At 68.7% G+C, this 21,383-nt stretch carries 15 protein-coding genes; 9 read left to right on the top strand and 6 right to left on the bottom strand.

Going from position 1 to position 21,383, the window contains the following annotated elements:
• Positions 1-2: 2 nt before the first annotated feature.
• Positions 3-653: a lytic transglycosylase domain-containing protein gene (locus tag GH664_RS01445; protein ID WP_153166358.1), complete on the top strand. Its 651-nt coding sequence runs from the start codon at positions 3-5 to the stop codon at positions 651-653.
• A 79-nt stretch (positions 654-732) separates the two neighbouring features.
• Here the strand turns inward: GH664_RS01445 and GH664_RS01440 are convergent, their stop codons facing one another.
• Positions 733-1,341 (bottom strand): polymer-forming cytoskeletal protein, encoded by a 609-nt coding sequence (locus tag GH664_RS01440; protein ID WP_153166357.1) that lies wholly within the window; start codon positions 1,339-1,341, stop codon positions 733-735.
• Positions 1,342-1,688: 347 nt separating this feature from the next.
• Here GH664_RS01440 and GH664_RS01435 point away from each other — a divergent pair, with 347 nt between their 5' ends.
• Genes GH664_RS01435 through GH664_RS01420 form a run of 4 tightly spaced genes read left to right on the top strand, consistent with a single transcriptional unit; the run spans position 1,689 to position 5,348 of the window.
• The gene (locus tag GH664_RS01435) at positions 1,689-3,107 is read left to right on the top strand and encodes an ATP-binding protein (RefSeq protein ID WP_153166356.1); all 1,419 of its coding nucleotides are present in this window, start codon (positions 1,689-1,691) and stop codon (positions 3,105-3,107) included.
• A 13-nt stretch (positions 3,108-3,120) separates the two neighbouring features.
• Positions 3,121-3,720 (top strand): hypothetical protein, encoded by a 600-nt coding sequence (locus GH664_RS01430; RefSeq protein WP_153166355.1) that lies wholly within the window; start codon positions 3,121-3,123, stop codon positions 3,718-3,720.
• A complete protein-coding gene (locus GH664_RS01425; RefSeq protein ID WP_153166354.1) occupies positions 3,717-5,141 on the top strand; it encodes a sigma 54-interacting transcriptional regulator in 1,425 nt (474 codons plus the stop codon). Before GH664_RS01430 ends, GH664_RS01425 begins: the two co-directional genes overlap by 4 nt.
• 12 nt (positions 5,142-5,153) lie before the next feature.
• A complete protein-coding gene (locus GH664_RS01420) occupies positions 5,154-5,348 on the top strand; it encodes a hypothetical protein (protein ID WP_153166353.1) in 195 nt (64 codons plus the stop codon).
• A 46-nt stretch (positions 5,349-5,394) separates the two neighbouring features.
• On the opposite strand, the gene GH664_RS01415 is transcribed toward GH664_RS01420, so the two are convergent.
• The 4 genes from GH664_RS01415 to GH664_RS01400 form a co-directional block, all read right to left on the bottom strand.
• Positions 5,395-6,636 carry an HD-GYP domain-containing protein gene (locus GH664_RS01415; RefSeq protein ID WP_194270292.1) on the bottom strand — a complete coding sequence of 414 codons (1,242 nt, stop codon included), beginning with the start codon at positions 6,634-6,636 and terminating at the stop codon, positions 5,395-5,397.
• Positions 6,637-6,810: 174 nt separating this feature from the next.
• Positions 6,811-8,256 carry a metalloprotease TldD gene (tldD, locus tag GH664_RS01410; RefSeq protein WP_153166351.1) on the bottom strand — a complete coding sequence of 482 codons (1,446 nt, stop codon included), beginning with the start codon at positions 8,254-8,256 and terminating at the stop codon, positions 6,811-6,813.
• Between the two features lie 94 nt (positions 8,257-8,350).
• A complete protein-coding gene (locus GH664_RS01405; RefSeq protein WP_153166350.1) occupies positions 8,351-9,193 on the bottom strand; it encodes a carbon-nitrogen hydrolase family protein in 843 nt (280 codons plus the stop codon).
• A gap of 63 nt (positions 9,194-9,256) precedes the next feature.
• Positions 9,257-13,201, bottom strand: a complete 3,945-nt coding sequence (locus GH664_RS01400; protein ID WP_153166349.1) for a YhdP family protein — start codon at positions 13,199-13,201, stop codon at positions 9,257-9,259.
• Between the two features lie 194 nt (positions 13,202-13,395).
• Here GH664_RS01400 and glnE point away from each other — a divergent pair, with 194 nt between their 5' ends.
• The 4 genes from glnE to GH664_RS01380 all read left to right on the top strand — a co-directional run bounded on the left by glnE (position 13,396) and on the right by GH664_RS01380 (position 19,400).
• Complete coding sequence (glnE, locus tag GH664_RS01395; RefSeq protein ID WP_153166348.1) at positions 13,396-16,101, top strand: bifunctional [glutamate--ammonia ligase]-adenylyl-L-tyrosine phosphorylase/[glutamate--ammonia-ligase] adenylyltransferase; 2,706 nt, start codon at positions 13,396-13,398, stop codon at positions 16,099-16,101.
• A 128-nt stretch (positions 16,102-16,229) separates the two neighbouring features.
• A complete protein-coding gene (locus GH664_RS01390; protein ID WP_153166347.1) occupies positions 16,230-17,744 on the top strand; it encodes a CYTH and CHAD domain-containing protein in 1,515 nt (504 codons plus the stop codon).
• Positions 17,745-17,848: 104 nt separating this feature from the next.
• Positions 17,849-18,301 carry a histidine phosphatase family protein gene (locus GH664_RS01385; RefSeq protein WP_153166484.1) on the top strand — a complete coding sequence of 151 codons (453 nt, stop codon included), beginning with the start codon at positions 17,849-17,851 and terminating at the stop codon, positions 18,299-18,301.
• A 124-nt stretch (positions 18,302-18,425) separates the two neighbouring features.
• The gene (locus tag GH664_RS01380) at positions 18,426-19,400 is read left to right on the top strand and encodes a hypothetical protein (RefSeq protein WP_228111321.1); all 975 of its coding nucleotides are present in this window, start codon (positions 18,426-18,428) and stop codon (positions 19,398-19,400) included.
• 93 nt (positions 19,401-19,493) lie between these two features.
• On the opposite strand, the gene GH664_RS01375 is transcribed toward GH664_RS01380, so the two are convergent.
• The gene (locus GH664_RS01375; protein WP_153166346.1) at positions 19,494-21,374 is read right to left on the bottom strand and encodes a potassium transporter Kup; all 1,881 of its coding nucleotides are present in this window, start codon (positions 21,372-21,374) and stop codon (positions 19,494-19,496) included.
• Positions 21,375-21,383 lie beyond the last annotated feature (9 nt).

Genomic DNA, 21,383 nt, shown 5'->3' with positions numbered 1-21,383 from the left:
GCATGCCGCGTCTGGCCACTGCCCTCGCCACCGTTGCCACCGCGATCCTGCTCGCGGCGGCAAGCGGCGCCGCACGGGCCGGCGCGCAACAGTACGAGCCGCTGGCAGCGAGCGTGCGCGCCGCGCTGCATGCGGCAGTCAGCGACGCGGCAGCGCCCACGTTGCCGATTGCCGATGCGGGCGAACGTTCCCGCTGGCTTAACGAGATGTCGCGCCGGCTGGAGCGGCGCATTCCCGACCCGGCCTACCGCACCGAGTTGCTCACCTCCATCCATTACGAAGCGACCCGCGCCGGACTGGATCCACAGCTCGTCCTGGGCCTGATCCAGGTGGAGAGCAACTTCCGCAAGTACGCCATCTCGCAGGCCGGCGCGCGCGGATTCATGCAGGTGATGCCGTTCTGGCTGAAGGTGATGGAGCGCCCGGACGACAACCTGTTCCACCTGCGCACCAACCTGCGCTACGGCTGCACCATCCTGCGCCACTACCTCGACATCGAGAAAGGCGATCTCTTCCGCGCGCTCGGACGTTACAACGGCAGCCTGGGCCGCCCGGAGTATCCGAACATCGTGCGCACTGCCTGGGAGCGAAGCTGGAGTTGGCGACCGGAGCAACTTGCCGCGGGCACGCTGACCGCCAGCGCGCGCAACTGACCCCGGCGGAAGCGGATGCGCTCATCCCGCAGCCGCGTGCGCAGGCCACGGACAGCGGGCGCGTGCCCGCTTCCTCCGGTCAGCCGGCTACGGCCGCCAGCGGCTTGGCCTCGACGGTGAATTTGTCGCCGGTACGGCTGCCCTCCTTGCTTGCAGCCGCCAGCGACTTGACGTCACCAGAGATCTCGCCGCCCTCCTCGATCAGTATCTTGCCGTAGCGGATCTTGCCGCTGACGCGGCCGGTGGCGTGGATGATCAGTTGCTTGCGTGCCGTCAGCTCGCCGTCGAAGACGCCATGGATCTCGGCCACGTCGATGCCCACGGTGCCGGCGTAGGAGCCGTTCTGGGCGATGCGGATCACACGGCTGTCCATCGTCGCCTCGACGCGCCCCTCCACCACCAGCGTGTCGCAATCCAGGATCTCGGCGCCTTTCAGCTTCACGTCCGGGCCGACGATCAGGCTGCTGCCGGTCGCCTGCGCGGGCTCGGCAGCCGACGGAGTGGATGTCGATGCGGAGCTGTCCGCCGTGTCGGAGGGCGCAGTGTCCCGCACCGTGCTGACGGTGCTGGCGGGAACGGAGGACAGCGTCGCGCCGCCGGTCAGGCTGCTGGCGCTCTGTCCTGGCCGCAAACCGCGATCGGCCGGGGTTTCGCCATTCTTCGGGAACAGGGTGGGCTTGTTGAACATGGTTTCTCCTTGAGCATGGACCGGGTCGTCCGACGCGACCCGGCGCCAGCACATCGCAAGCCACGTGCCATGACTCGATATCTGATTTGATATCAATGACTTGTTCGAATGCAGGGAGCCCCTGGGTGTTCCCGCCGATGCGTCGTCCACGCCCGGGCTGTCGCCTCAGCCCGACAGCCCGCCCGGGCGAAACGCCCAAGCCATTGACGCAAAGGTCTTAATCCTTGTCGCCGCGGCACGACGGAAGATGCTGCCAGGTGACACATCAGCTTGCACTTGCCATGCCCACTGTGGTCCGCGCACGCCTAAACTTCATTCCCGCAAATCGAATTCCGACTGCCGCCACGATGCCTTCCCCCTCCTTCCGCCTCACCCTGCTGGCGAGTTTCACGCTGATTGCCGGCATCCTGGGGGCGGCTGCGGCAGGCGGATGGCTGAGCCTCGAGCGCTTCTCGCGCATGAGCAGGGATGGCGGCCGGGTGGCACTCGGCCTGACCAGCGCACTGCGCAGCCTCGACGAGCGCACGGTGGATCTCGCGCGCAGCGGGCGCCAGTACCGTGTGCTGCGCGCACCTGCCCTTTTGGCGAACTTCGACGCCGCGCATGCCGAGGCGCTCGCCGCCCTGGCGGTGCTCGAGGGTGCGGTTCCCGAACTCGCCGACTCCGCCGCCGAATGGCGCCGCCTCGCAAGCGAGACACGCAACGGCCTCGAACCGGCCGCGACGGACGACGAGGCTGCGCAGGATCCCCGGCTGCCACGCCGGCTCGCCCGGCTCGCCGCCCTCAACAAGAGCATCTCGCAGCGCGCAGAGGCCTTCCTCGCCGCAAGCAATACGGCGCTGCTCGACACCCTCGACCGCAGCCGCGAACGGCTCGCCCTCCAGCTTGCCGCGGCCTTCGTCGCCGCCCTATCACTCGCGCTGCTCGCCGCCTGGTGGACCCTGCGCCCGCTGCGCCGGCTCGAGGACGCCGTCGTGCGTCTCGGCGACAACCGTCTCGACGAGCCGGTGCCCGCCGGCGGGCCATCCGACCTGCGGCAGTTCGGCAAGCGCCTCGACTGGCTGCGCCTGCGCCTCGCCGAGCTGGAATCCGAGCGCAACCGCGTGCTTCGGCATGTCTCGCACGAGCTGAAGACGCCGCTGGCGTCGCTGCGCGAGGGCGTTGCGCTGTTGCGGGACGGCACCCTTGGTCCGCTGCAAAGCGAGCAGGGCGAGGTGGCTGCCATCGTCGAGCAGAATGCACGTCTGCTACAGCTCCGCATCGAGCAACTGCTCGATTTCCACGCGCTGCAGTTCGACGCCGGCCGGCTGGTACGCGCGCCGGTGGAAGCGGGACGGCTTGCCGCGCGGGTCGTCGACGCGCAGCGGCTGACGGCGCAGGCGAAAGGCATCCGCATCGAGATCGACGGCGACATCGGCGCGATCCATGCGGACGCGTCGAAGCTGGAAGCGGCTCTGTCCAACATCCTCGCCAATGCGATCGCCTATGCGCCTGCGAACTCCGCGGTGCGGCTGAGCCTGCGCTACGAAGCCGGCAGGGTCCTGATCGACTGTGTCGACGAAGGCCCCGGCATCCCGGCGCACGAGCTGGAACGGATCTTCGAGCCCTTCTATCGCGGCAGCGTCGCCACTTTGCGTCCGACCAAGGGCAGCGGCCTGGGGCTGGCCATCGCGCGCGAGGCGATCACGGCCCATGGCGGCCACATCGCCGCCTTGCCAGCATCGCACGGCGCACATTTTCGGCTGGAGCTGCCCGATGCGCGCTGACCGATCCCTCCCCTTGACCGCAAGACGATGCCGCGCGCTCTGCGTCACCGCCGCCCTCGTGCTCGCCGCCGGCTGCAGCGCCCTCCCTGGCGACCCCGTCGCGGCGCCGGCATACGACGGTGCAGGCGCCGCCCGCCTGCTGGCCTTCCATCGCAGCCTGGCCGCGCTCAACACCGCCGACCTTGCGCGCGAGCGGCGGCAGCTCGGCGGCGAGCGCAGCGCGGAGGCGAGGATGCGCCTCGTCCTGCTCTCCCTCCACCCGCGCACCCTCAACCTTCCACGCGCCCGCACGCTGCTCGAATCGGTGCTCGCCGCGCAGGATGCCGATGCACAGGCGATGCACGACCTCGCGCGGCTGCTGCTCGACCAGGTGAGTGAGCGCCTGCGCCTGGATACGCTCAACGATCGGCTCGCCCAGCAGGTCGAGCGCAACGGCGCCCAGTTCGAGCTTTCTGCACGGCAGCTCGACGAAGCCCGCGCGCGGGCCGACGCGCTGCAGCGCAAACTCGACGCGCTCGCCGAGATCGAGCGCGACCTCTCCGCCCCGCCCCGCGCCCTGCTGCCCGCAGGCGGTGCCACACCTCCGCCAGCCGACGACCACTGGACACGATGAACCGCCCCGCCACCCCGCCACCGCCCTGCCCGCCAACGTCCGGCCGCACACCACGCCTGCTGGTCGTCGATGACGATGCCGACCTGCTGCGGCTGCTCGAGATGCGGCTGCGCGCCAACGGCTATCGGGTGACGACGTGCGCGCGCGCCGAATCCGCGCTCGCCCATCTCGCAGCAGAGCGCTTCGACCTGGTGCTGAGCGACGTGCGCCTGCCCGGCCGCGACGGCCTCGCGCTGTTCGGCGACATCCACGCGCAGTTTCCGGCCCTGCCCGTCATCCTGCTGACTGCGCACGGCACGATTCCCGATGCGGTGGAGGCCATGTCGCGCGGCGTCGCCGGCTATCTCACCAAGCCGTTCGACAGCCAGGAACTGCTCGAGCGCATCCGCCTGGCGCTGCATGATGCACCGGCGCCAAGCGTGCGCGGCATGGGCGCCAGCAGCGGCGGCATCATCAGCCGCAGCGCGCTGATGCACGCCTTGCTGGACGAAGCCGGCCTCATTGCCGCATCCGACGTCAGCGTGCTGATCCGTGGCGCCAGTGGAACCGGCAAGGAGATGCTGGCGCGTGCCATCCACGCCGCCAGCCCGAGGTCGCTGGCGCCTTTCGTCGCCATCAACTGCGGCGCGATCCCCGAGCCGCTGCTCGAATCCGAGCTCTTCGGCCATACCCGCGGCGCGTTCACCGGCGCTACCAGCCATCACACCGGCCTGTTCCAGGCGGCGCATGGCGGGACGCTCTTCCTGGACGAAATCGGCGACATGCCGCTGGCGCTGCAAGTGAAGCTGCTGCGCGTGCTGCAGGAGCGGACGGTGCGCCCGGTCGGCGCGACCCGCGCGGAGCCGATCGACGTGCGCATCATTTCGGCCACCCATCGCGACCTGGACGCGCTGCTCGCCAGCGGCGAATTCCGCGACGATCTCTACTACCGCATCAACGTCGTCAGCCTGGCGCTGCCCACGCTGGCCGAGCGACGCGAGGACATCCCGCTGCTCGCCGAGCACTTCCTCGCCGCGCTGGCGCGCAAGTACGGCAAGAAGGTGCGCGGCTTCGCGCCGGAGGCGCTGGCGCTGCTCACCACCGCGGCCTGGCCCGGCAACGTGCGGCAGTTGCATAACGTGGTCGAGCAGGCCTGCGCGCTCGCCACCATGCCGCTGATCCCTCGCGCGCTGGTCGAGCGGGCGCTGCGCGTCCCGCCACTCGAGGCCCTCAGCTACGCCGAGGCCAAGCAGCGCTTCGAGCGAAACTACCTGATACAGCTCCTGAAACTCACCGCGGGTAACGTTAGCGACGCTGCACGGCTGGCAAAGCGGAACCGCACCGAGTTCTACCGCCTGTTGCAGCGCCATGGCCTGGAACCCGGCCTGTTTCGCAGCGACACCGCCGAGCCCGCGCCAGAACGACAACAACGACACCCCTGACAAGGAGCACACATGATCAAGCGCCAGACAGTTGCCGCCGTCCTGACCACCACTGCCATCGCATTTTCGATCTGCGCCCCGGCGCGCGCCGCCAGCCTCGCCGAAGCCTATGCCGCGCGCAGCGCCGCCCACGCCGATAGCCGCAACGACAAGCTTGGCGGTGCGCCCACCGGCGAGACCGGGGCCCGCCCTCACGGGTGCAAGTGACGAATTCCCGCGGTCCGTCGTCCTGCCTCGCCCTCACGGGCGGGGCTCAGCTTCCCCGCAGCAGCGCCAGCAGGTCGGCGATGATGGCGCCCGCTTCGCCGTCGACCCTGGCGGCGCGGCGCTCGATCTCGTTGGCGATGTCGAGCATGAGCCATTTCAGCTCGTCCATGGTTGCAGCAACCTCGGAAGCGACTTCCGGATCGTTGTGGATCATGTCCACCAGCGTGTCGTGATACTCGGGGCTCATGCCGGAGTTATGCACGAGCGTCTTCAGCATCGCGATTCGCTCGCGCACGAAAGCAAGTTCGCGCATGCCAGCCCCTTGCGCATGCAGTCTTTCCAGCAGACCAGGCGAGTCGGCAAACAGCCGCTCGAAGCGCGTCAATTGACTGATGGCCTCGACCGCCGCCAGCCCGCTGTCCGGGTGCTTATGCCCGATCAACAACAGTTCGCGCAGGGCGTGCACCACTGCGGCATCGAAGCGCTGGTGGTTGAGCCGCAGCAGCACGTCCACACGTTGCGTGTCACCGCGCCGCACCAGCCCTTCGACGACTTCGGCTACGCACAGGATGCGGGCCAGGCTGTGGATGTGGTCGCCGGCCAGGCCGGCGGGGTAACCGCTGCCATCCAGCCGCTCGTGATGTTGCAGCACCGCCTGCAGCGTCGCGTTGGAAACGGAAGGGACATCGCTCAGCAGCACGTAGCCGGTCACCGGATGCACATGGATGAAGCGCCGCTCATCGATCGTGATGCGATGGCCGGGCGCCAGCAGCTCGGGGTCGGTGTGCATCTCGCCGAGATCGTGGCACAGCGCCGCCACCAGCAGCTCGTTCAGCTCCCGCTGCGGCAGCTTCATGCGCACCGCCAGCGCATAGGTGATCAGGGCGATACGCAGCGTGTGCTCGAAAAGCGCGTACCGCATCTCGCGCATGACCGTCAGCCGGAACATGATGGGCGCCGGCAGCGGCAGCGCGCCCAGGCACTGGCGAAAACCCAGCCGGTCGCCGGACCGCTCGGCCAGCGCCGCCATGATCGGATCGGCGGCAAGCAACTTGTTCGCCTCGAAAGCCAGTTGCGTGGGGTCAACCTGATTTTCGGCCGCCAGCGCGAGGTCCAACGGCGCGCGCAGCTTGTGCCGGCTGAGCAGGTCGATGTGGCTGCAATCCACGCTCGAGCCGCGCGCCAGCAGCTTCATGCCATTCGAGGCGTAGATGTCCTGATGGGCGACGATCGCCTGCGATTCCCCCAGCTCGGCCACCGAGCGCACGTAATGGGGACGCTGGTCCATGGGTTCGGGGAGGCCGGCAGGATGCGCGTCAGAAGACATGAGCTCAGGGCAGGAAAGAGTTGTCGTCGAGGGTTGACCGCAATACTACATCAGGGCCAACCGCGGTCGGCCGGCAGTCCCTCGCCCGATGGGGCAAACCTCACGGATCGAGTACCCTGGACGCCGCCCTCCCGCTCAGGCCGTGCCACCCACTGTCAGGCCGTCGATGCGCAGCGTGGGCTGGCCCACGCCGACGGGAACGCTCTGCCCGTCCTTGCCGCAGGTGCCCACGCCGGGGTCGAGCGCCATGTCGTTGCCGATCATGCTGACGCGGGTCAGGACGTCCGGCCCGTTGCCGATCAGCGTCGCGCCCTTCACCGGGCGGGTGACCTTGCCGTTCTCGATCAGGTAGGCCTCGGCGGTGGAGAACACGAACTTGCCCGAGGTGATGTCCACCTGGCCGCCGCCGAAGTTCACCGCGTACAGCCCCTTCTTGACCGACTTGATGATCTCCTGCGGGTCGCGGTCGCCGTTCAGCATGTAGGTGTTGGTCATGCGCGGCAGCGGCAGGTGGGCGAAGGATTCGCGCCGGCCATTGCCGGTCGGGTCCATGCCCATCAGCCGCGCATTCATCATGTCCTGCATGTAGCCGGTGAGGATGCCGTCCTCGATCAGCACCGTGCGGCGGGTCGGATTGCCCTCGTCGTCCATCGTCAGCGAGCCGCGACGGTCGGGCAAGGTGCCGTCATCCACCACGGTGACGCCCTTCGCCGCCACCTGCTGGCCGATGCGACCGGAGAAGGCCGAGCTGCCCTTGCGGTTGAAGTCGCCTTCCAGGCCGTGGCCGATGGCCTCGTGCAGCAGGATGCCGGGCCAGCCCGGACCCAGCACCACCGGCATGGTGCCGGCCGGCGCCGGTGCGGCGGCCAGGTTCACCCGTGCCTGATGCACTGCTGCTCGTGCGTAGTCGTGCAGGCGGTCATCGCAGAAATAGCCGTAATCGTAACGCCCGCCACCGCCCGCGCTGCCCTGCTCGCGGCGCCCGTCATCTTCCATGATCACGTTGATCGACACGCGCACCAGCGGCCGCACGTCGGCAGCCATGTGACCGTCGCTGCGCGCCACCAGCACGACTTCCCAGGAGCCGGCGATGTGGGCCATGACCTGGGTCACGCGCGGGTCCTCGGCGCGTGCCATCGCCTCCAGGCGCTCGAGCAGGCGCACCTTGGCGGTGTCGTCGAGCGAGTCGAGCGGATCGTCGCCACGATAGAGCCGGGGTTTGGCGCGTTTCGCCGCGATCGCAACCTTGCGCTTGCCGCCGGCGTCGGCGATCGCGCGCGTGGCCGTCGCCGCATCCACCAGTGCGTCGAGCGAGATGTCGTCCGAATAGGCAAAGGCGGTCTTGTCGCCGCTGATGGCGCGCACGCCCACACCCTGCTCGATGTCGAAGCTGCCCGACTTGACGATGCCCTCCTCCAGGCTCCAGGCCTCGGAGCGCTGGTACTGGAAGTACAGGTCGGCGTAGTCCAGGCGATGCCTCATCAACTTGCCGAAGACCTTCTCGAGATGCGTCGGATCGAGGCCGTAGGGAGACAGCAGGTAGCGGTCTGCCACCTTGAGGGGGTTCTTTGTCTTGCTCATGAGAATTCCAAGGTCACGTTGCCCGATTGGACCGGGTTCGCCCAAAAACGATCTCGATATGCTCGCGCCGCCTGCGGGCATCCGCCTCCGCGGCTCACAGGCAGCGATGGCGCAGGGCCGGCAGGCTTTCACGCACTGCGGCAATGCGCGCCGGGTCGAGGTCTGCCAGCACCACGCCGGGGCCTTCGTCGCGGCAGGCGAGGATCTCGCCCCAGGGGTCGATGATCATCGTGTGGCCCCAGGTCACCCGCCCGCTGGGATGGCGCCCACCCTGCGCCGGCGCCATCACGTAGCACAGGTTCTCGATGGCGCGTGCGCGCAACAGCACTTCCCAATGCGCGCGGCCGGTGGTGTAAGTGAAGGCGGCGGGCAGGATGATCAGGTTGATCTCGCCGAACGCCCTGAAGAGTTCGGGAAAACGCAGGTCGTAACACACCGACAGCCCGGTCGGACCGGCCGGCGAATCGAAGCGCACCACCTCGTGGCCGGGCTCTATCGTCACGGATTCGTCGTATCGCTCGCCACCGCGCTGGAAACCGAACAGGTGGATCTTGTCGTAGCGCGCCACCCGCCTGCCCTGGTCGTCGAACACCAGGGTGCTGTTGCGCACCTTGTCGGCATCGTCCGCCACCAGCGGCAGCGTGCCGCCGACCAGCCACACGCCGTGCCGGCGCGCCGCATCGGCGAGGAAGTCCTGGATCGGGCCGTCACCGTCCGCCTCGCGGATGCGCACCTTCTGCTGCTCGTCGCCCGAAATCAGCGGGAAATACTCGGGCAGGGCCACCAGCCGTGCGCCTTCCGCCGCCGCCTCGGCGATGAGGCGGCCCGCGGTGGCGAGGTTCTCGGCCACATCGGGGCCGGACACCGTCTGGATCGCGGCGATGCGGACCGTACGGCCGGGCGCCGCGCTGTCGCTTGGAGTCTGCTGCAAACTCATCGTCTCGCTGTGTGCTTCGGCGCGCCCATCAACGCGCACGGGTTGGGGGAACGCTGGTGAAATTCATTTGCGCGCTGGCTGGCCGTCGTCCCGCGTCGCGGCGGCGCCACCGGCCACGCTGCCCGACTTGGTCACGACCGGATCGTCCCACGTGCCGGTGATCGTGTATTCGTAGCTGAAGAATTTCTCGATCGGGTCGCTCAGCACCTTCTGCGCGACGTAGGCCACGACGCCGGCCACCGGATTCACCAGGCCCGCAGCAGCCCCAACCGCCACCGATTCCGACAGCGTGGGTTGCACCGACACCTTGATGTCCTGCGTCTCAGCGTCGATGTCGGCCGCGCCGCGCATGTGGATGCGTGCCGCCGGGCCGCGGATCTCGAGGTCGTCGGTGTGCAGCACGCCACGGGCGACATCGATGCTACCGGAAATGCGATCGAAGGCGAAACCGGAAGAAAAGACATCGCGGAAATCCAGCGTGATGCGCCGTGGCAGGGACTGCAGGCTGAGGATGCCGAGCAGACGTCCGACACCCGGCTCGAGCTTGTTGAACTGGCCTGAGCCCGCCTCCAGCGTCATCTTCCCCGACAGCGACGGGAAGTCGATGCGCGTCGGCGCACCGCGCCAGCTCAGCTTGCCCGCCAGGGTAGCCTGTCCGCCGCGCACCGCGTCCGGGTAACCCAGGCGGCGCGAGAAGCGGCCGACGTCGGCGGTCTCCAGGGTGAAGTCGAGATCGGTGAGCTGGCGTCCCGCCGCCTGCCAACGCCCCGAGCCGGTCAGCTTGCCGTCGGCGTTTGCCACCGACAGGCGCTCGAGTTGCCACAGTCCGCCCCGGTTGCGGGCGACGACCTCCAGGCGCCCCAGGTCCTTGCCGCGCAGCGAGAAGCGATCGGCGACGACGTCCAGCCCGGGCAGGCTGCGCGGCGGCGTCTCGTCCGCAGCGGCTGCCGCCTTCGCGTGCTCTTCCCCCTCGCCGGCGAGCGCCAGGTGACGGAAGTGCGCATTCAGCGTGCCATCACCGGCGTGTCGCCAGTCGAACTCGCCTGCCGCCAGGTCGCTGTCCAGGCGCGCCCGCCAGCCGCCTTCGTCGGGCAGGGCGCGTAACTGGACCCCTTTGAGCATCTGGCCGAATGCCCGCATCTCGCGAGCCTGCAACGCCACCCCGGCCAGCGCCAGCGGTGGCGGGCCGGCCGGTGCCGCGGGGGGAGCCTCCGCTCCTTCGCCAGCCCCGGCGAGCACGCGCCTCCAGGCGTCGACGTCGAGAGTCTCGAACTCGGCCGCGACCATCACGCCCTTTTCCGCCATGCGTACCTGCTGCAGCACACCGACGCCGCCACGCCATGTCGCATCGCTCGCAGCGTCCCGTTGCAGTTGCGCCGCCACCCGGTCGGCAAGATTCACGTCGAGCTTCAGCGCGCCGTCGCCCGGCGGATGCGCGAACTCGACCCGCAGCGGCCAGGATTCGTTCGCGGACTTGTTGAAGGGCGCAGGCAGGCTGGTGCTGATTCCGTCCAGTTCCGAGCTCACCAGCACGCGGGTGCCGCCCCGGCCGACGCGGATGTCCGCTTTCCAGGGCGTGCTGCCGGACAGGTGATCCAGCACCGGCCAGCCTTCGGCCTGACGCCATCCGGCACGCGCCGCAGACACACTGACTGCCCCGGCCGCCTCGAAATGCACGCTGCCATCGGCCTCGGTGCGCGCAACCAGGCGCATCGGCTCACCCAGCGCCTGTGCGCGCACCTCGGGAACGGCCAGCGACTTCTCGGTGAAGCTCACCCGTCCGCTCGCAGCATCGAGCGGCGGCACGCCGTCCACCAGCCACAGCCGATTGCCGCTGAAGCGGTACTCCCCCTTCACCGTCGTGTCGGCCACCTTGCGCAGCGGCATCACCAGGCGCAGGTCCAGTGCGCCACTGCCTTCGGCGCGCATGCCGTCGGTGAAGTGGTCGATATGCCCGGACACCGGGCTCTCGGCGACGAAGCGCAGGAAATCCGCCGTGGTACCGCTCGCCTTGCCGTTGATGGTCATGATCTCGCTCGGCAGCGCATCGAGGTCGGGCACGTCGGCGACCACGTCGAGCAGCTTGACGTCGAACATGCGCGCAGCAGGCGCCTCGATGCGCATGCCCGGCCCTTCGAAGCGCACTTCGCCATGGATGCCGTCGATCACCGGCCAGCCCGGCGCGTAGTCGAGCAGCCCATCGGCCACCTTCACCGACACAAGGAACTGGCCCTTGCCGTTACGGAACGGGAAATCGTCCAGCCGGCCCTTCAAGCGCAGCCGCGCATCGGGAACCGCGGCGCGGCGGATGGCGGTACGCACCCACTCCTGCGTGTCGTGATTGACCACGCGCGGCAGGTAGCGCCACACGGAAGTGCCTTCCGCCCGCGTCAGGCGCGCCTGCATGTCGATCTCGCCCGCTCCACCGGGCTCCGGCCAGTAGCGGCCCGACGCGGTGCCGGCTGCATCGGCGTTTTCGAAAGTCGCCGTATCGAGCGAGATTTCGAGGCGCCCGCCATGGCGCTGCCAGCCGCCCTCGGCGCGTAGCGCCGCAAAGGACAGCATCGACGATTCGAACACCTGCGGCAGGTCGACGTGGGCATCGCGGCTGTCGATGCGATAGCGTCCGCCACGTTCATTGCCTTCGATGTGCCCCGACATTCCCCCCAGACCGGGCAGCCCGTCGCGTGCGGCGACCCCCATGCGGGCGAAATCCCCCGCCAGCGACCAGCTCTCCGGCGCGGCGGCGTCGCCCTGCCACTCCAGCCGCAGACCCGACAGTTCGCCACGCGGATCGAAGCCGGCCAAACCCGCCCGCACTGCGTCGTCGAACGGCAGGTAGGCCGCCAAGGCTGCCAGTGCGGCAAAGTCGAGGCGGTTCGCGCGCAGGTTCCCCTGCAGCATCCGGCCGTCCGACGCATGACGGACCTGCAGCGAGAAATCGGTGGGCACCACCCGCAATCCGTCGCCGGTCTCGAGCGCCAGTTGCCGCGTGCCCACGTCGAAGCCGTCGGCACGCCGCGACGCGCTCAGGCGGCCCACGAGGTGGCTGAGCCGCAGCTCCGGCAGGCGCTCCCCAAGCCGCGTATTGACCGCGTTCAGGGCGACATCCGCGGTGACGGAAACCGCCCGCGGCTGCGTGGCCGGCTGTTCGCCGAAATCGACCCACGCGCGCAGCGCCCCCTCGCCCTGCAGCGGCAAGGGATAATCGACCCAAGGCCGCCAGCCACCCAGATTGGCCCGGTCGAGCGACAGATACAGCCTGCCCGCCGCGCGCAGCGGCTCATCGGCCGACAGGCGCCGCAGTTCGCCGCGCAGATCCAGTGTCGACGCCAGCTCGGCCGGCGGCTGCGCCAGCAGCGCGAAGCGATGCACACCAAAGTGGCGCTGCAGGCGGAATTCGAGATGCTGCAACTGCAGCCCGGGCGCACCGCGCAGCGCGTCGTCCCAGGACACCGAGGCGTCGCGAATGACGATCTGCCCCTGGCGCAGCAGCCAGTCCAGCGTGCCGCTGCCGCCCGCCTCCGTGCCGACCCGCAGGCCGGCGACGAACAGGCTGCCGTCGGCATCGCGCCGCACGGCCAGCGTCGGCGACCGAATCTCCAGACGGCTGAAATAGGGTGACAGCCGCAGCAGGGACATCCACGAAAAGCTGGCATCGATCCGCGGCAGGCTCAGCGCAGGCCGTCCTTCGGCGTCGGAGACGACGACGTCGTTCAGGTGCAGTCGCGGGCGCAGCCTGCTCCAGTCGCCATCGATGGCACCGATCGACACCGGCAGTCCCAGCGCCCTGCTCGCGATCGCTGCGATGTCTTCGCGATGCTCGCCGACACGCGGCAACAGCACGTCGCGCACCAGCAAGATGCCGGAGCCGACGACGAACCACACCACCAGCGCAAACACCGCCACGATGCGCAGCACCCGCCGCGCGCGCGAGACCTCGCGCGCGGCGGGCACCGGGCCTGCAGCGTCTGTCGTATCGAGGGAGAAATGTTGGGGATCGTTCATGCCTGGTTGCCGCGGCGATCGCCACCGCGGATGCGGCCCCGACAGGCCGCTGGTGCCTACCTCCCGGATGCCTCCGTCAAGCCAGCACCCGCCGGCCCGGATAGAATCGGGGCAATGTCACGGCAGGCTGTGCCCACGCGCTGCAGCCCTTGCATTCTACCAACGATCCCTCGCTCTCACCGGGAGTCCGATTGATGTCATCCCAGCCAGCCTCCGTCCTCGCCACGCTGCCCGCGCCGACCCGCGAAGCGGCTCGCCTGTCGCGTTTCCTCACGCGCATGCTGGACAGCCGGCCGTGGCTCGGCGCCCGCCTTGCGGAAAGCATCGACCGCGCGCTCGACGCCGACGCCATGCACGCCTTCCTCGATGCACAGGACGCCGCGTTCGGCGGTACCGAGAACGCGCTGCGCCCGGCCTTGCGCCACCTGCGTACCTGGGTGCTGTGCCATCTCATCGTGCGCGACCTCCGCGGGCGCGCCAGTCTGGCCGAAGTCACCGAAACGATGACCGTGCTCGCCGAGGTGGCGGTGCGCCACGCGCACGACGTGCTGCGCGCCGCGCTGGTGCAACGCTACGGCCTGCCGCTGTCGCCCACCGGTTGGGAGCAGGAGCTGCTGGTCATCGGCATGGGCAAGCTCGGCGGCCGGGAGCTCAACGTGTCCTCCGACATCGACCTGATCTTCATCTACCCGGAGGACGGCGACACCGGCGGCACCAAGATCATCAGCAACTTCGAGTTCTTCGAGCGCCTGGGCAAGCAGTTGATCCAGGCACTCGCCGACGTCACCGAGCACGGCCAGGTGTTCCGCGTCGATATGCGGCTGCGGCCGAACGGCGACTCCGGCCCGCTGGTCGGCAGCTTCGACATGCTGGAGAACTACTTCATCACCCAGGGCCGGGAATGGGAGCGCTACGCCTGGATCAAGGCGCGAGTGCTGGCCGGCGAGCGCTGGCAGGAGCTGGAGAACATCGCCCGCCCCTTCATCTTCCGCAAATACCTCGACTTCGGCGCGATCAACGCCATGCGCGAGCTGCACGCGCAGATCCGCCGCGAGGTGGCCCGCCGCGACCGCGCCAACAACATCAAGCTCGGCCCCGGCGGCATCCGCGAGATCGAGTTCATCGCCCAGGTGTTCCAGCTCATCCGCGGCGGGCGCGACGCCTCGCTGCAGATCCGGCCCACGCTGAAGGTGCTGGCGCTGCTCCCCGAGCGTGGCATCCTCTCGACCGAGGCGGTGCGCGAGCTCGCCGAGGCGTACGACTTCCTGCGCCGACTCGAGCACCGCCTGCAATACCTCGACGACGCGCAGACGCACGACCTGCCGGCGAACGCCGCCGACCAGGCCCTGATCGCCGAAGGCATGGGCTTTGCCGACTTCGCCGCGATGCTCGAAGTGCTCGACCGCCATCGCGCGGTGGTCAGCAGGCACTTCGACGCGGTGTTCGGCGACCCGTCCGAGGAAGATCACAGCCTGGACGCGGTCTGGAAAGCCGCGGAGGACACCGAGCAGGCCGCCGCGGCGCTGGGCGAACTGGGCTACCGTCATCCGCGCGCCGCGGCCGACCGCCTCGCCGCGATCCATGCCGGCCCGCGCTACCGGCAGTTGCCCAACAACATCCGCAGCCGCTTCGACGCGCTGATGCCTCGGCTGATCGAAGTCGCCGCCACCACGCCCGGCGCCGACGACACCCTCGCGCGCTGCCTCGACCTGCTCGAGGCGATCGGGCGGCGCGGCGCCTACCTCGCACTGCTGCAGCAATATCCCCACGCGCTGCGCCGCGTCGCCGATCTCGTGGGCGCCTCGCGCTGGGCGGCGCAGTACCTGACGCGTCACCCCATCCTGCTCGACGAGCTGCTCGATCCGCGCGCGATGGAAACGGCGCCCGACTGGCCGCGCTTCCGCGAGGCGCTGGTGGCCGACCTCGACGCCCTCGAGCCCGACATGGAAAGGCAGATGGACGTCATGCGCGAACGCCACCACGCGCAGGAGTTCCGCCTGCTGACGCAGGACATCGCCGGCCTGCTGACGGTGGAGAAGCTCGCCGACCACCTCTCCGAGCTCGCCGACATCATGCTCGACGTCACGCTGCCGCTGGTGTGGCGCAAGATCAAGATCCGCCACCGCGAGGACCCGAAGTTCGCAGTGATCAGCTACGGCAAGCTCGGCGGCAAGGAGCTGGGCTACGCCTCCGACCTCGACATCGTCTTCCTGTACGACGACCCCGCACCCGAGTCAGCCGAGGCCTACGGTCGGCTGGCGCAGCGCACCAATACCTGGCTGTCCTCCCACACTGCCGCCGGCCAGTTGTTCGAGACCGACCTGCGCCTGCGCCCGAACGGCGAATCGGGCTTCATCGCCAGCTCGCTCGACGCCTTCCGCAAGTACCAGCTCGAATCCGCCTGGGTGTGGGAGCACCAGGCGCTGACGCGGGCACGGTTCTCCGCCGGCGACCGCGCGCTGGGCGAGGCCTTCGAGCGCATCCGCAGCGAGGTGCTCCGGCTGCCGCGCGAGCTCGACGCGCTGCGTGCCGAGGTGCTGGCGATGCGCCACAAGATGCGCGACGCACACGGCGGCAAGAGCGAACTGTTCGATCTCAAGCACGACCGCGGCGGCCTCATCGACGTCGAGTTCTTGATCCAGTACCTGGTGCTCGGCCACGCACACGCGCATGCCGAACTCACCGGCAACCTCGGCAACATCGCCCTGCTCGGCATCGCCGGCCGCCTCGGGCTGATTCCGGCCGACCTCGCCGCCGCCTGCGCCGACAGCTACCGCCAGTTGCGCCGCCTGCAGCACCGCCAGCGCCTCAACGACCAGCCTTCGCGCGTTGCGCCCGAAGAAGCCGAGGCCGCGCGCAAGCCGGTGATGGCGCTGTGGCAGGAGGTGTTCGGCGAGTAGCGCCTGGCCGCGACAGTCAGGCGGCAATGCAATGTTTCATGTCATGAGGGCACGCATGACGCGCACCGGGCGGGCGACTAGAATCGATAACCCACGAACTCTCCGCCGGCCGCACTGCGCACGCTGCCATGAGCCAGGAAATCGAACTCAAGCTCGCCCTGCCCCCACGCACCGCCGCCGCGCTGCGCCGCCATCCGCTGCTTGCCGCCGCGGTCAGGCTGGGGCCTTCGCGCCTGCTGAACAACACCTACTACGACACCCCTGCGCTCGATCTCAAGGCGCACAAGGTGGCGGTGCGCACGCGGCAGCAGGGGCGCACCTGGCTGCAGACGGTCAAGTGCGCAGCCGTGTCGAGCGGCGGCCTGTCGCAGCGGCCGGAATGGGAGCAGCCCTACTCCGGCAGCTTCGATTTCTCCCGGGTCGACGCTCCCGATACCGCGCGGCTGCTGGCCCGCCATGGCGCCAGCCTGGTCCCGGTGTTCACGACCCGCTTCCGCCGCGAAACGCACCGGCACGCACCGCGTGAAGGCGTGAGCATCCTGATGATGATCGATACCGGCAGCATCGAGGCCACCCGCGCGGACGGCGAAACGCGCACCGACACGATCAGCGAGCTGGAACTCGAGCTCGAGCAGGGTACGCCGCTCGACCTGCTCGAACTCGCCTGCGAACTGGCGCGGGACCTGCCGCTGATGCCATCCGACCTGTCGAAGGCGGAGCGCGGCTACCGCCTGTTCCTGCAGCAGGAGCTGACGCCGCTGCGCGCCGAGCCGTCCGCGGTGCGCGCCGAGCAGAACGTGATCGACGCCTTCCGCACGCTGGCGCTGTCCTGCCTGCGTCAGTGGCAGGCCAATGCCGCCGGCGCCGCCCGCAGCCACGACCCTGACTTCATCCATCAGCTGCGCGTGTCGCAGCGCCGCCTGCGCTCGCTGCTGAAAGCCTTCGCGCCGGCGCTGCCGCCCGAATTCGTCGGCGAATGGAACGTGCGCCTGCGCGACAACACCGCGCGCTTCGGCGATGCGCGCGATCTCGACGTGCTGCACACCGAACTGCTGGAGCCGGTGCGGCCCGAAGGCCTCGCCGAAGCCGACGGCATGGCGCGATTGCTGCACGTGGCCGCCGATGCACGGGCAAGCGCGCGGCGCGAGGCGGAACACAATCTCGACCCCGCCGAACAGGGCCGCCTGATGCTGGAGTTCAGTGCCGCCCTGCTGCGCCTGCCCACCGGCCCGCTGGCCGCCGCGGCGGATCTGCGCACCTTTGCCCGCCTGCGCATGGCGCGCCTGCGCAAGCGCGGCCGGCGCCAGTTCGACGCTGCGGCAGCGCTGGAGCCAACGCGCCTGCATGCACTGCGCATCGGCTTCAAGCAGTTGCGCTACGGCATCGAGTTCTTCGCGCCGCTGTTCCCGGCGAAGGCCACCGCGCGCTACACCGCGGACCTGACGCGCGCCCAGGGCGACCTCGGCTTCCTGCAGGATGTGGACATCGCGCGCGGGCGGCTGGCCGCCTGGGCCGGCGAAGATGCCGGGCTGCGCGCCGCGGCCGCCTTCCTCCTCGGCTGGCATGCGCCGACCTACGCACGTCTGCGGCGGCGCGTGCTGCACGACTGCGAACCCCTGCTGTGGGGCAAGACGCCATGGTGAACACGGACCCGCCGCTGGTGGCGCTGGCCGAAAGCGGTCTCGCCGACATCTCCCTGCAACAGGAAAGCGCCATCATGCCGTCCCCTGCACGGACGGAGAAAGGCATGGATCTGTTGTTGTGGCGCCACGCCGAAGCGGTGGAGGGCAGCCCGGACCACACCCGCGAGCTGACCGATCGCGGGCGCAAGCAGGCGCGGCAGATGGCCGCCTGGCTGCAGGAGCACCGCCCCAGGCACCTCAAGGTGTATGCCAGCCCGACGCTGCGCACGCGCCAGACGACCGCCGCATTCACCGACAACTTCCAGATCATCCCCGCGCTGGGGCCTACCGGCGGCGTATCCGATATCCTCGCCGCCACCGGCTGGCCGGATGCGCGCGGCGCCGCCCTCGTCGTCGGCCACCAGCCGGCGCTGGGCCGCCTGTGCGCGCTGCTGCTCTCCGGCGCCGAGGCCGACTGGACGATCAAGAAAGGCGCCCTGTGGTGGTTCACCAACCGCGTGCGCGGCCATGAAACGCAGACCGTGTTGCGCGCGGTGATCCCGGCAGACTTCGCCTGAGGCCCGAACGCCCCGCCGTGGGCCGGGCACCATAGCCAAAACGCGCCGGAACTGGCATTCTCGCCCCGCTCGTCCCGTGATCGCGCCCATCGGTCGCAACCGGGGCTCCGATACGTTTGCGGCGATGAACACAGCCAAACACACGCCCTCTGCGGCCAACACCGACCTGCCCAACGGCACGCTCGACACCATCGACGGCGTGCGCCGCGTCTATTACGACGGCTACTGGCTCAAGGTCTACGACCCGCCGCTCGATTCGCTCAGCACCAAGAAGACGCTGATCCAGGCGCTCACCCGGCGCCTGTTCAACCATGTCGAGCACGGCATCAACATCCCCGGCAAGCGCCTCAACGACGCACGTCGCGCCTATGACGTCGAGCAGGATCCGGCGCGCAAACGGGTAAAGGGCGCGATGCTGGCCGGTGCGCTGTTCAATCGCGCCACCGACATCTTCACCAAGCTGGTCGAACTGCAGGAACTCGGCATCGAAATCGACACCGACAATGCCCTGATGCGCGAATGCGGCTTCTGCCTGCAGGAGGCGCTGGAACTGGGAAAGCTGGTGCTGCATCGCAGTGGCGAGGAAGGCATCGACGAACTCTGGGGCGAGCCTTTCCGCGCCTTCTCGATCCCGGTCGAAGCCTTCTACGAAAGCCGCTATGTGAAGATCGCGCAAGCCCTGCGCGACATCGATCTGATCGCCGCGGTGATGATCTCGACCTTCGCCGCAAGCCCGATGTTCCAGGGCGTCGAGCCGCTGGTCGCGAATTTCGCCCGCATCGCCAAGATCAAGTGCGAGACGCTGCGTACCGACCCCGACATCTTCGACGTGTGGGCCGATTTCGTCGTTGCCTCCGAGGAACTCGGCCTGTTCGCGCCCAGGCTGGCGCACACCTCCAACCCCGCCGAACAGCAACTGGCCAGCGACGGGCTGCACCTCATCGTGCAGGGACGCAACCTGCTGACCGACATCACCCGCGCCCGCGTGACCATGCCCAAGAGCGCGGGCGAATACATCGAGCGCTGCGCGCGCTACGGCGAACTGGTGCGCAACGCCGGCCGCGCCGTGCTGGCCGGCGCCGTGCCGCTGCGCACCTGAAGGCGATCCAGTCCGCTGTGGCCCGGCCCGAGGCCGGCCATTGCCTTGGCGCGTCGATCAAGCGGCCCACCCGCGCCGTGCGCGGCTGGCATGCTAGAGCACGACCTGCGAACCGAGCTCCACGACGCGATTCGATGGAATCCTGAAGAATGCGGTCGCACTGCCGGCATTGCGGAACATGGCGATGAACAGCAGCTCCCGCCAGTACGCCATGTCCGAGCGCAGCCTGGGAATCAGGGTCTCGCGTCCGAGGAAGAACGAGGTATCCATCATGTCGAGCGTCAGTCCTGCCTCGGCGCACATCGAGAGCGCCGACGGAATGTCCGGCTCGTCCTTGAAGCCATACAGCACGGTCACCTGGCTGAAGTTGCCATTCAGGCGCTTCACCTCGACGCGCTCCGCATCCGGTACGTAGGGGACATCGCAGACCCGCACGCTCAGGATCACCACCTGCTCGTGCAATGCCTTGTAGTGCTTGAGGCTGTGCAGCATCGCGTGGGGGACATTCTCCGGGTTCGGCGTCATGAACACCGCCGTACCCGGCACACGCTCGACACCCTCGGCGACGATGCCCGATATGAATGGCTCGAGTTCCATCTCCTCTTCACCGAGGCGACGAGTGAGCAATTCGCGCCCGCGTTTCCAGGTGGTCATCAGGATGAAGATGACCAGCCCGAAGGCAAGAGGGAACCAGCCACCATCGGGAATCTTGACCGAATTGGCGAGGAAGAATCCAAGATCGATGCAGATGAAGGGAAGAGCGCCCAGGATGGCACGCGCCGGGTGCCAGTTCCAGAGTCTCACGGCAACGGCAATTGCCAGCACATTGGTGATCAGCATCGTGCCGGTCACGGCGATCCCGTACGCCGCAGCCAGATTGGACGACGAGCCGAACTCGATGACCAGGGCAATGATGGAAAGCAGCAGCAGCCAGTTGATGGCCGGCAGATAGATCTGGCCGATCTCCTTGTCGGAGGTGTGCTGGATCTCGAGGCGTGGCGTGTAGCCCATCTGGATGGCCTGCTGGGTGATTGAGAAGGCACCGGAAATGACCGCTTGCGACGCGATCACGGTGGCGACCGTGGACAGGATGACCATCGGGTAGCGCGCCCACTCCGGCGCCAGCAGATAGAAGGGGTTCTCGATCGCGCCGGGATCCGCCAGCAGCAGCGCGCCCTGGCCAAAATAGTTGATGAGCAGGGCCGGCATCACGTAACCCAGCCAGGCGTACTGGATCGGCCGCGCTCCGAAATGCCCCATGTCGGCATAGAGCGCCTCGGCACCCGTGATGCACAGCACGACGGCGCCGAGGGCGAGGAAGCCGAGCATGGCATTGCTCAGCAGGAAATGGAACGCATGCAGCGGGTTGATCGCGGCCAGCACCGAGGGGTTCTGGGCGATGGAGAGCAGACCGAAGGTCGCGAGGACTGCAAACCACAGCACCATGACGGGCCCGAACAGGGCGCCGACGCTGGCCGTGCCCTTGCGCTGGAACAGGAACAGGCCGCTCAGGATGAGCAGCGAGACAGGCACGATGTAGGGCTTGAAAGCCGGCGTCATGATCTCCAGCCCCTCGACCGCCGACAGGACCGAAATGGCCGGCGTGATCACGCCGTCACCATAGAACAGGGCAGCGCCGAACAGACCGAGCATGACCAGCAGCTTCTGCTGCCAGGTGCCGGGCCTTCCGTCGTGCAGCGCCAGCGTCATCAACGCAATGATGCCGCCCTCGCCCTTGTTGTTGGCGCGCATGACGAAGGACACGTACTTCACGGTCACCACGATGATGAGCGACCAGAAGAACAGCGAGAGGATCCCCAGGACGTTTTCCGGGGTGATCGGCACGGGGTGGTGCGCGCTACCGAAGACCTCCTTGACGGAGTACAGCGGGCTCGTCCCGATGTCGCCATACACGATGCCGAGGGCAGCCAGGGTCAGCGTCGCGAGACGCCCCTTGTCCTGTTCGATGTGCACGATGTCCCC

The organism is Thauera sp. 2A1, assembly GCF_009469595.2.
Classification (GTDB): Bacteria; Pseudomonadota; Gammaproteobacteria; order Burkholderiales; family Rhodocyclaceae; genus Thauera.
The sequence above is the reverse complement of the archived record's forward strand: the minus strand, read 5'-3'. Positions and strand labels throughout refer to the sequence as shown.

Coding starts and splice junctions, on each gene's coding strand:
- GH664_RS01445 (WP_153166358.1), top strand. CDS start 3: ATGCCGCGTCTGGCCACTGCCCTCGCCACCGTTGCCACCGCGATCCTG.
- GH664_RS01440 (WP_153166357.1), bottom strand. CDS start 1,341: ATGTTCAACAAGCCCACCCTGTTCCCGAAGAATGGCGAAACCCCGGCC.
- GH664_RS01435 (WP_153166356.1), top strand. CDS start 1,689: ATGCCTTCCCCCTCCTTCCGCCTCACCCTGCTGGCGAGTTTCACGCTG.
- GH664_RS01425 (WP_153166354.1), top strand. CDS start 3,717: ATGAACCGCCCCGCCACCCCGCCACCGCCCTGCCCGCCAACGTCCGGC.
- GH664_RS01420 (WP_153166353.1), top strand. CDS start 5,154: ATGATCAAGCGCCAGACAGTTGCCGCCGTCCTGACCACCACTGCCATC.
- GH664_RS01415 (WP_194270292.1), bottom strand. CDS start 6,636: ATGGACCAGCGTCCCCATTACGTGCGCTCGGTGGCCGAGCTGGGGGAA.
- tldD (WP_153166351.1), bottom strand. CDS start 8,256: ATGAGCAAGACAAAGAACCCCCTCAAGGTGGCAGACCGCTACCTGCTG.
- GH664_RS01405 (WP_153166350.1), bottom strand. CDS start 9,193: ATGAGTTTGCAGCAGACTCCAAGCGACAGCGCGGCGCCCGGCCGTACG.
- GH664_RS01400 (WP_153166349.1), bottom strand. CDS start 13,201: ATGAACGATCCCCAACATTTCTCCCTCGATACGACAGACGCTGCAGGC.
- glnE (WP_153166348.1), top strand. CDS start 13,396: ATGTCATCCCAGCCAGCCTCCGTCCTCGCCACGCTGCCCGCGCCGACC.
- GH664_RS01390 (WP_153166347.1), top strand. CDS start 16,230: ATGAGCCAGGAAATCGAACTCAAGCTCGCCCTGCCCCCACGCACCGCC.
- GH664_RS01385 (WP_153166484.1), top strand. CDS start 17,849: ATGGATCTGTTGTTGTGGCGCCACGCCGAAGCGGTGGAGGGCAGCCCG.
- GH664_RS01380 (WP_228111321.1), top strand. CDS start 18,426: ATGAACACAGCCAAACACACGCCCTCTGCGGCCAACACCGACCTGCCC.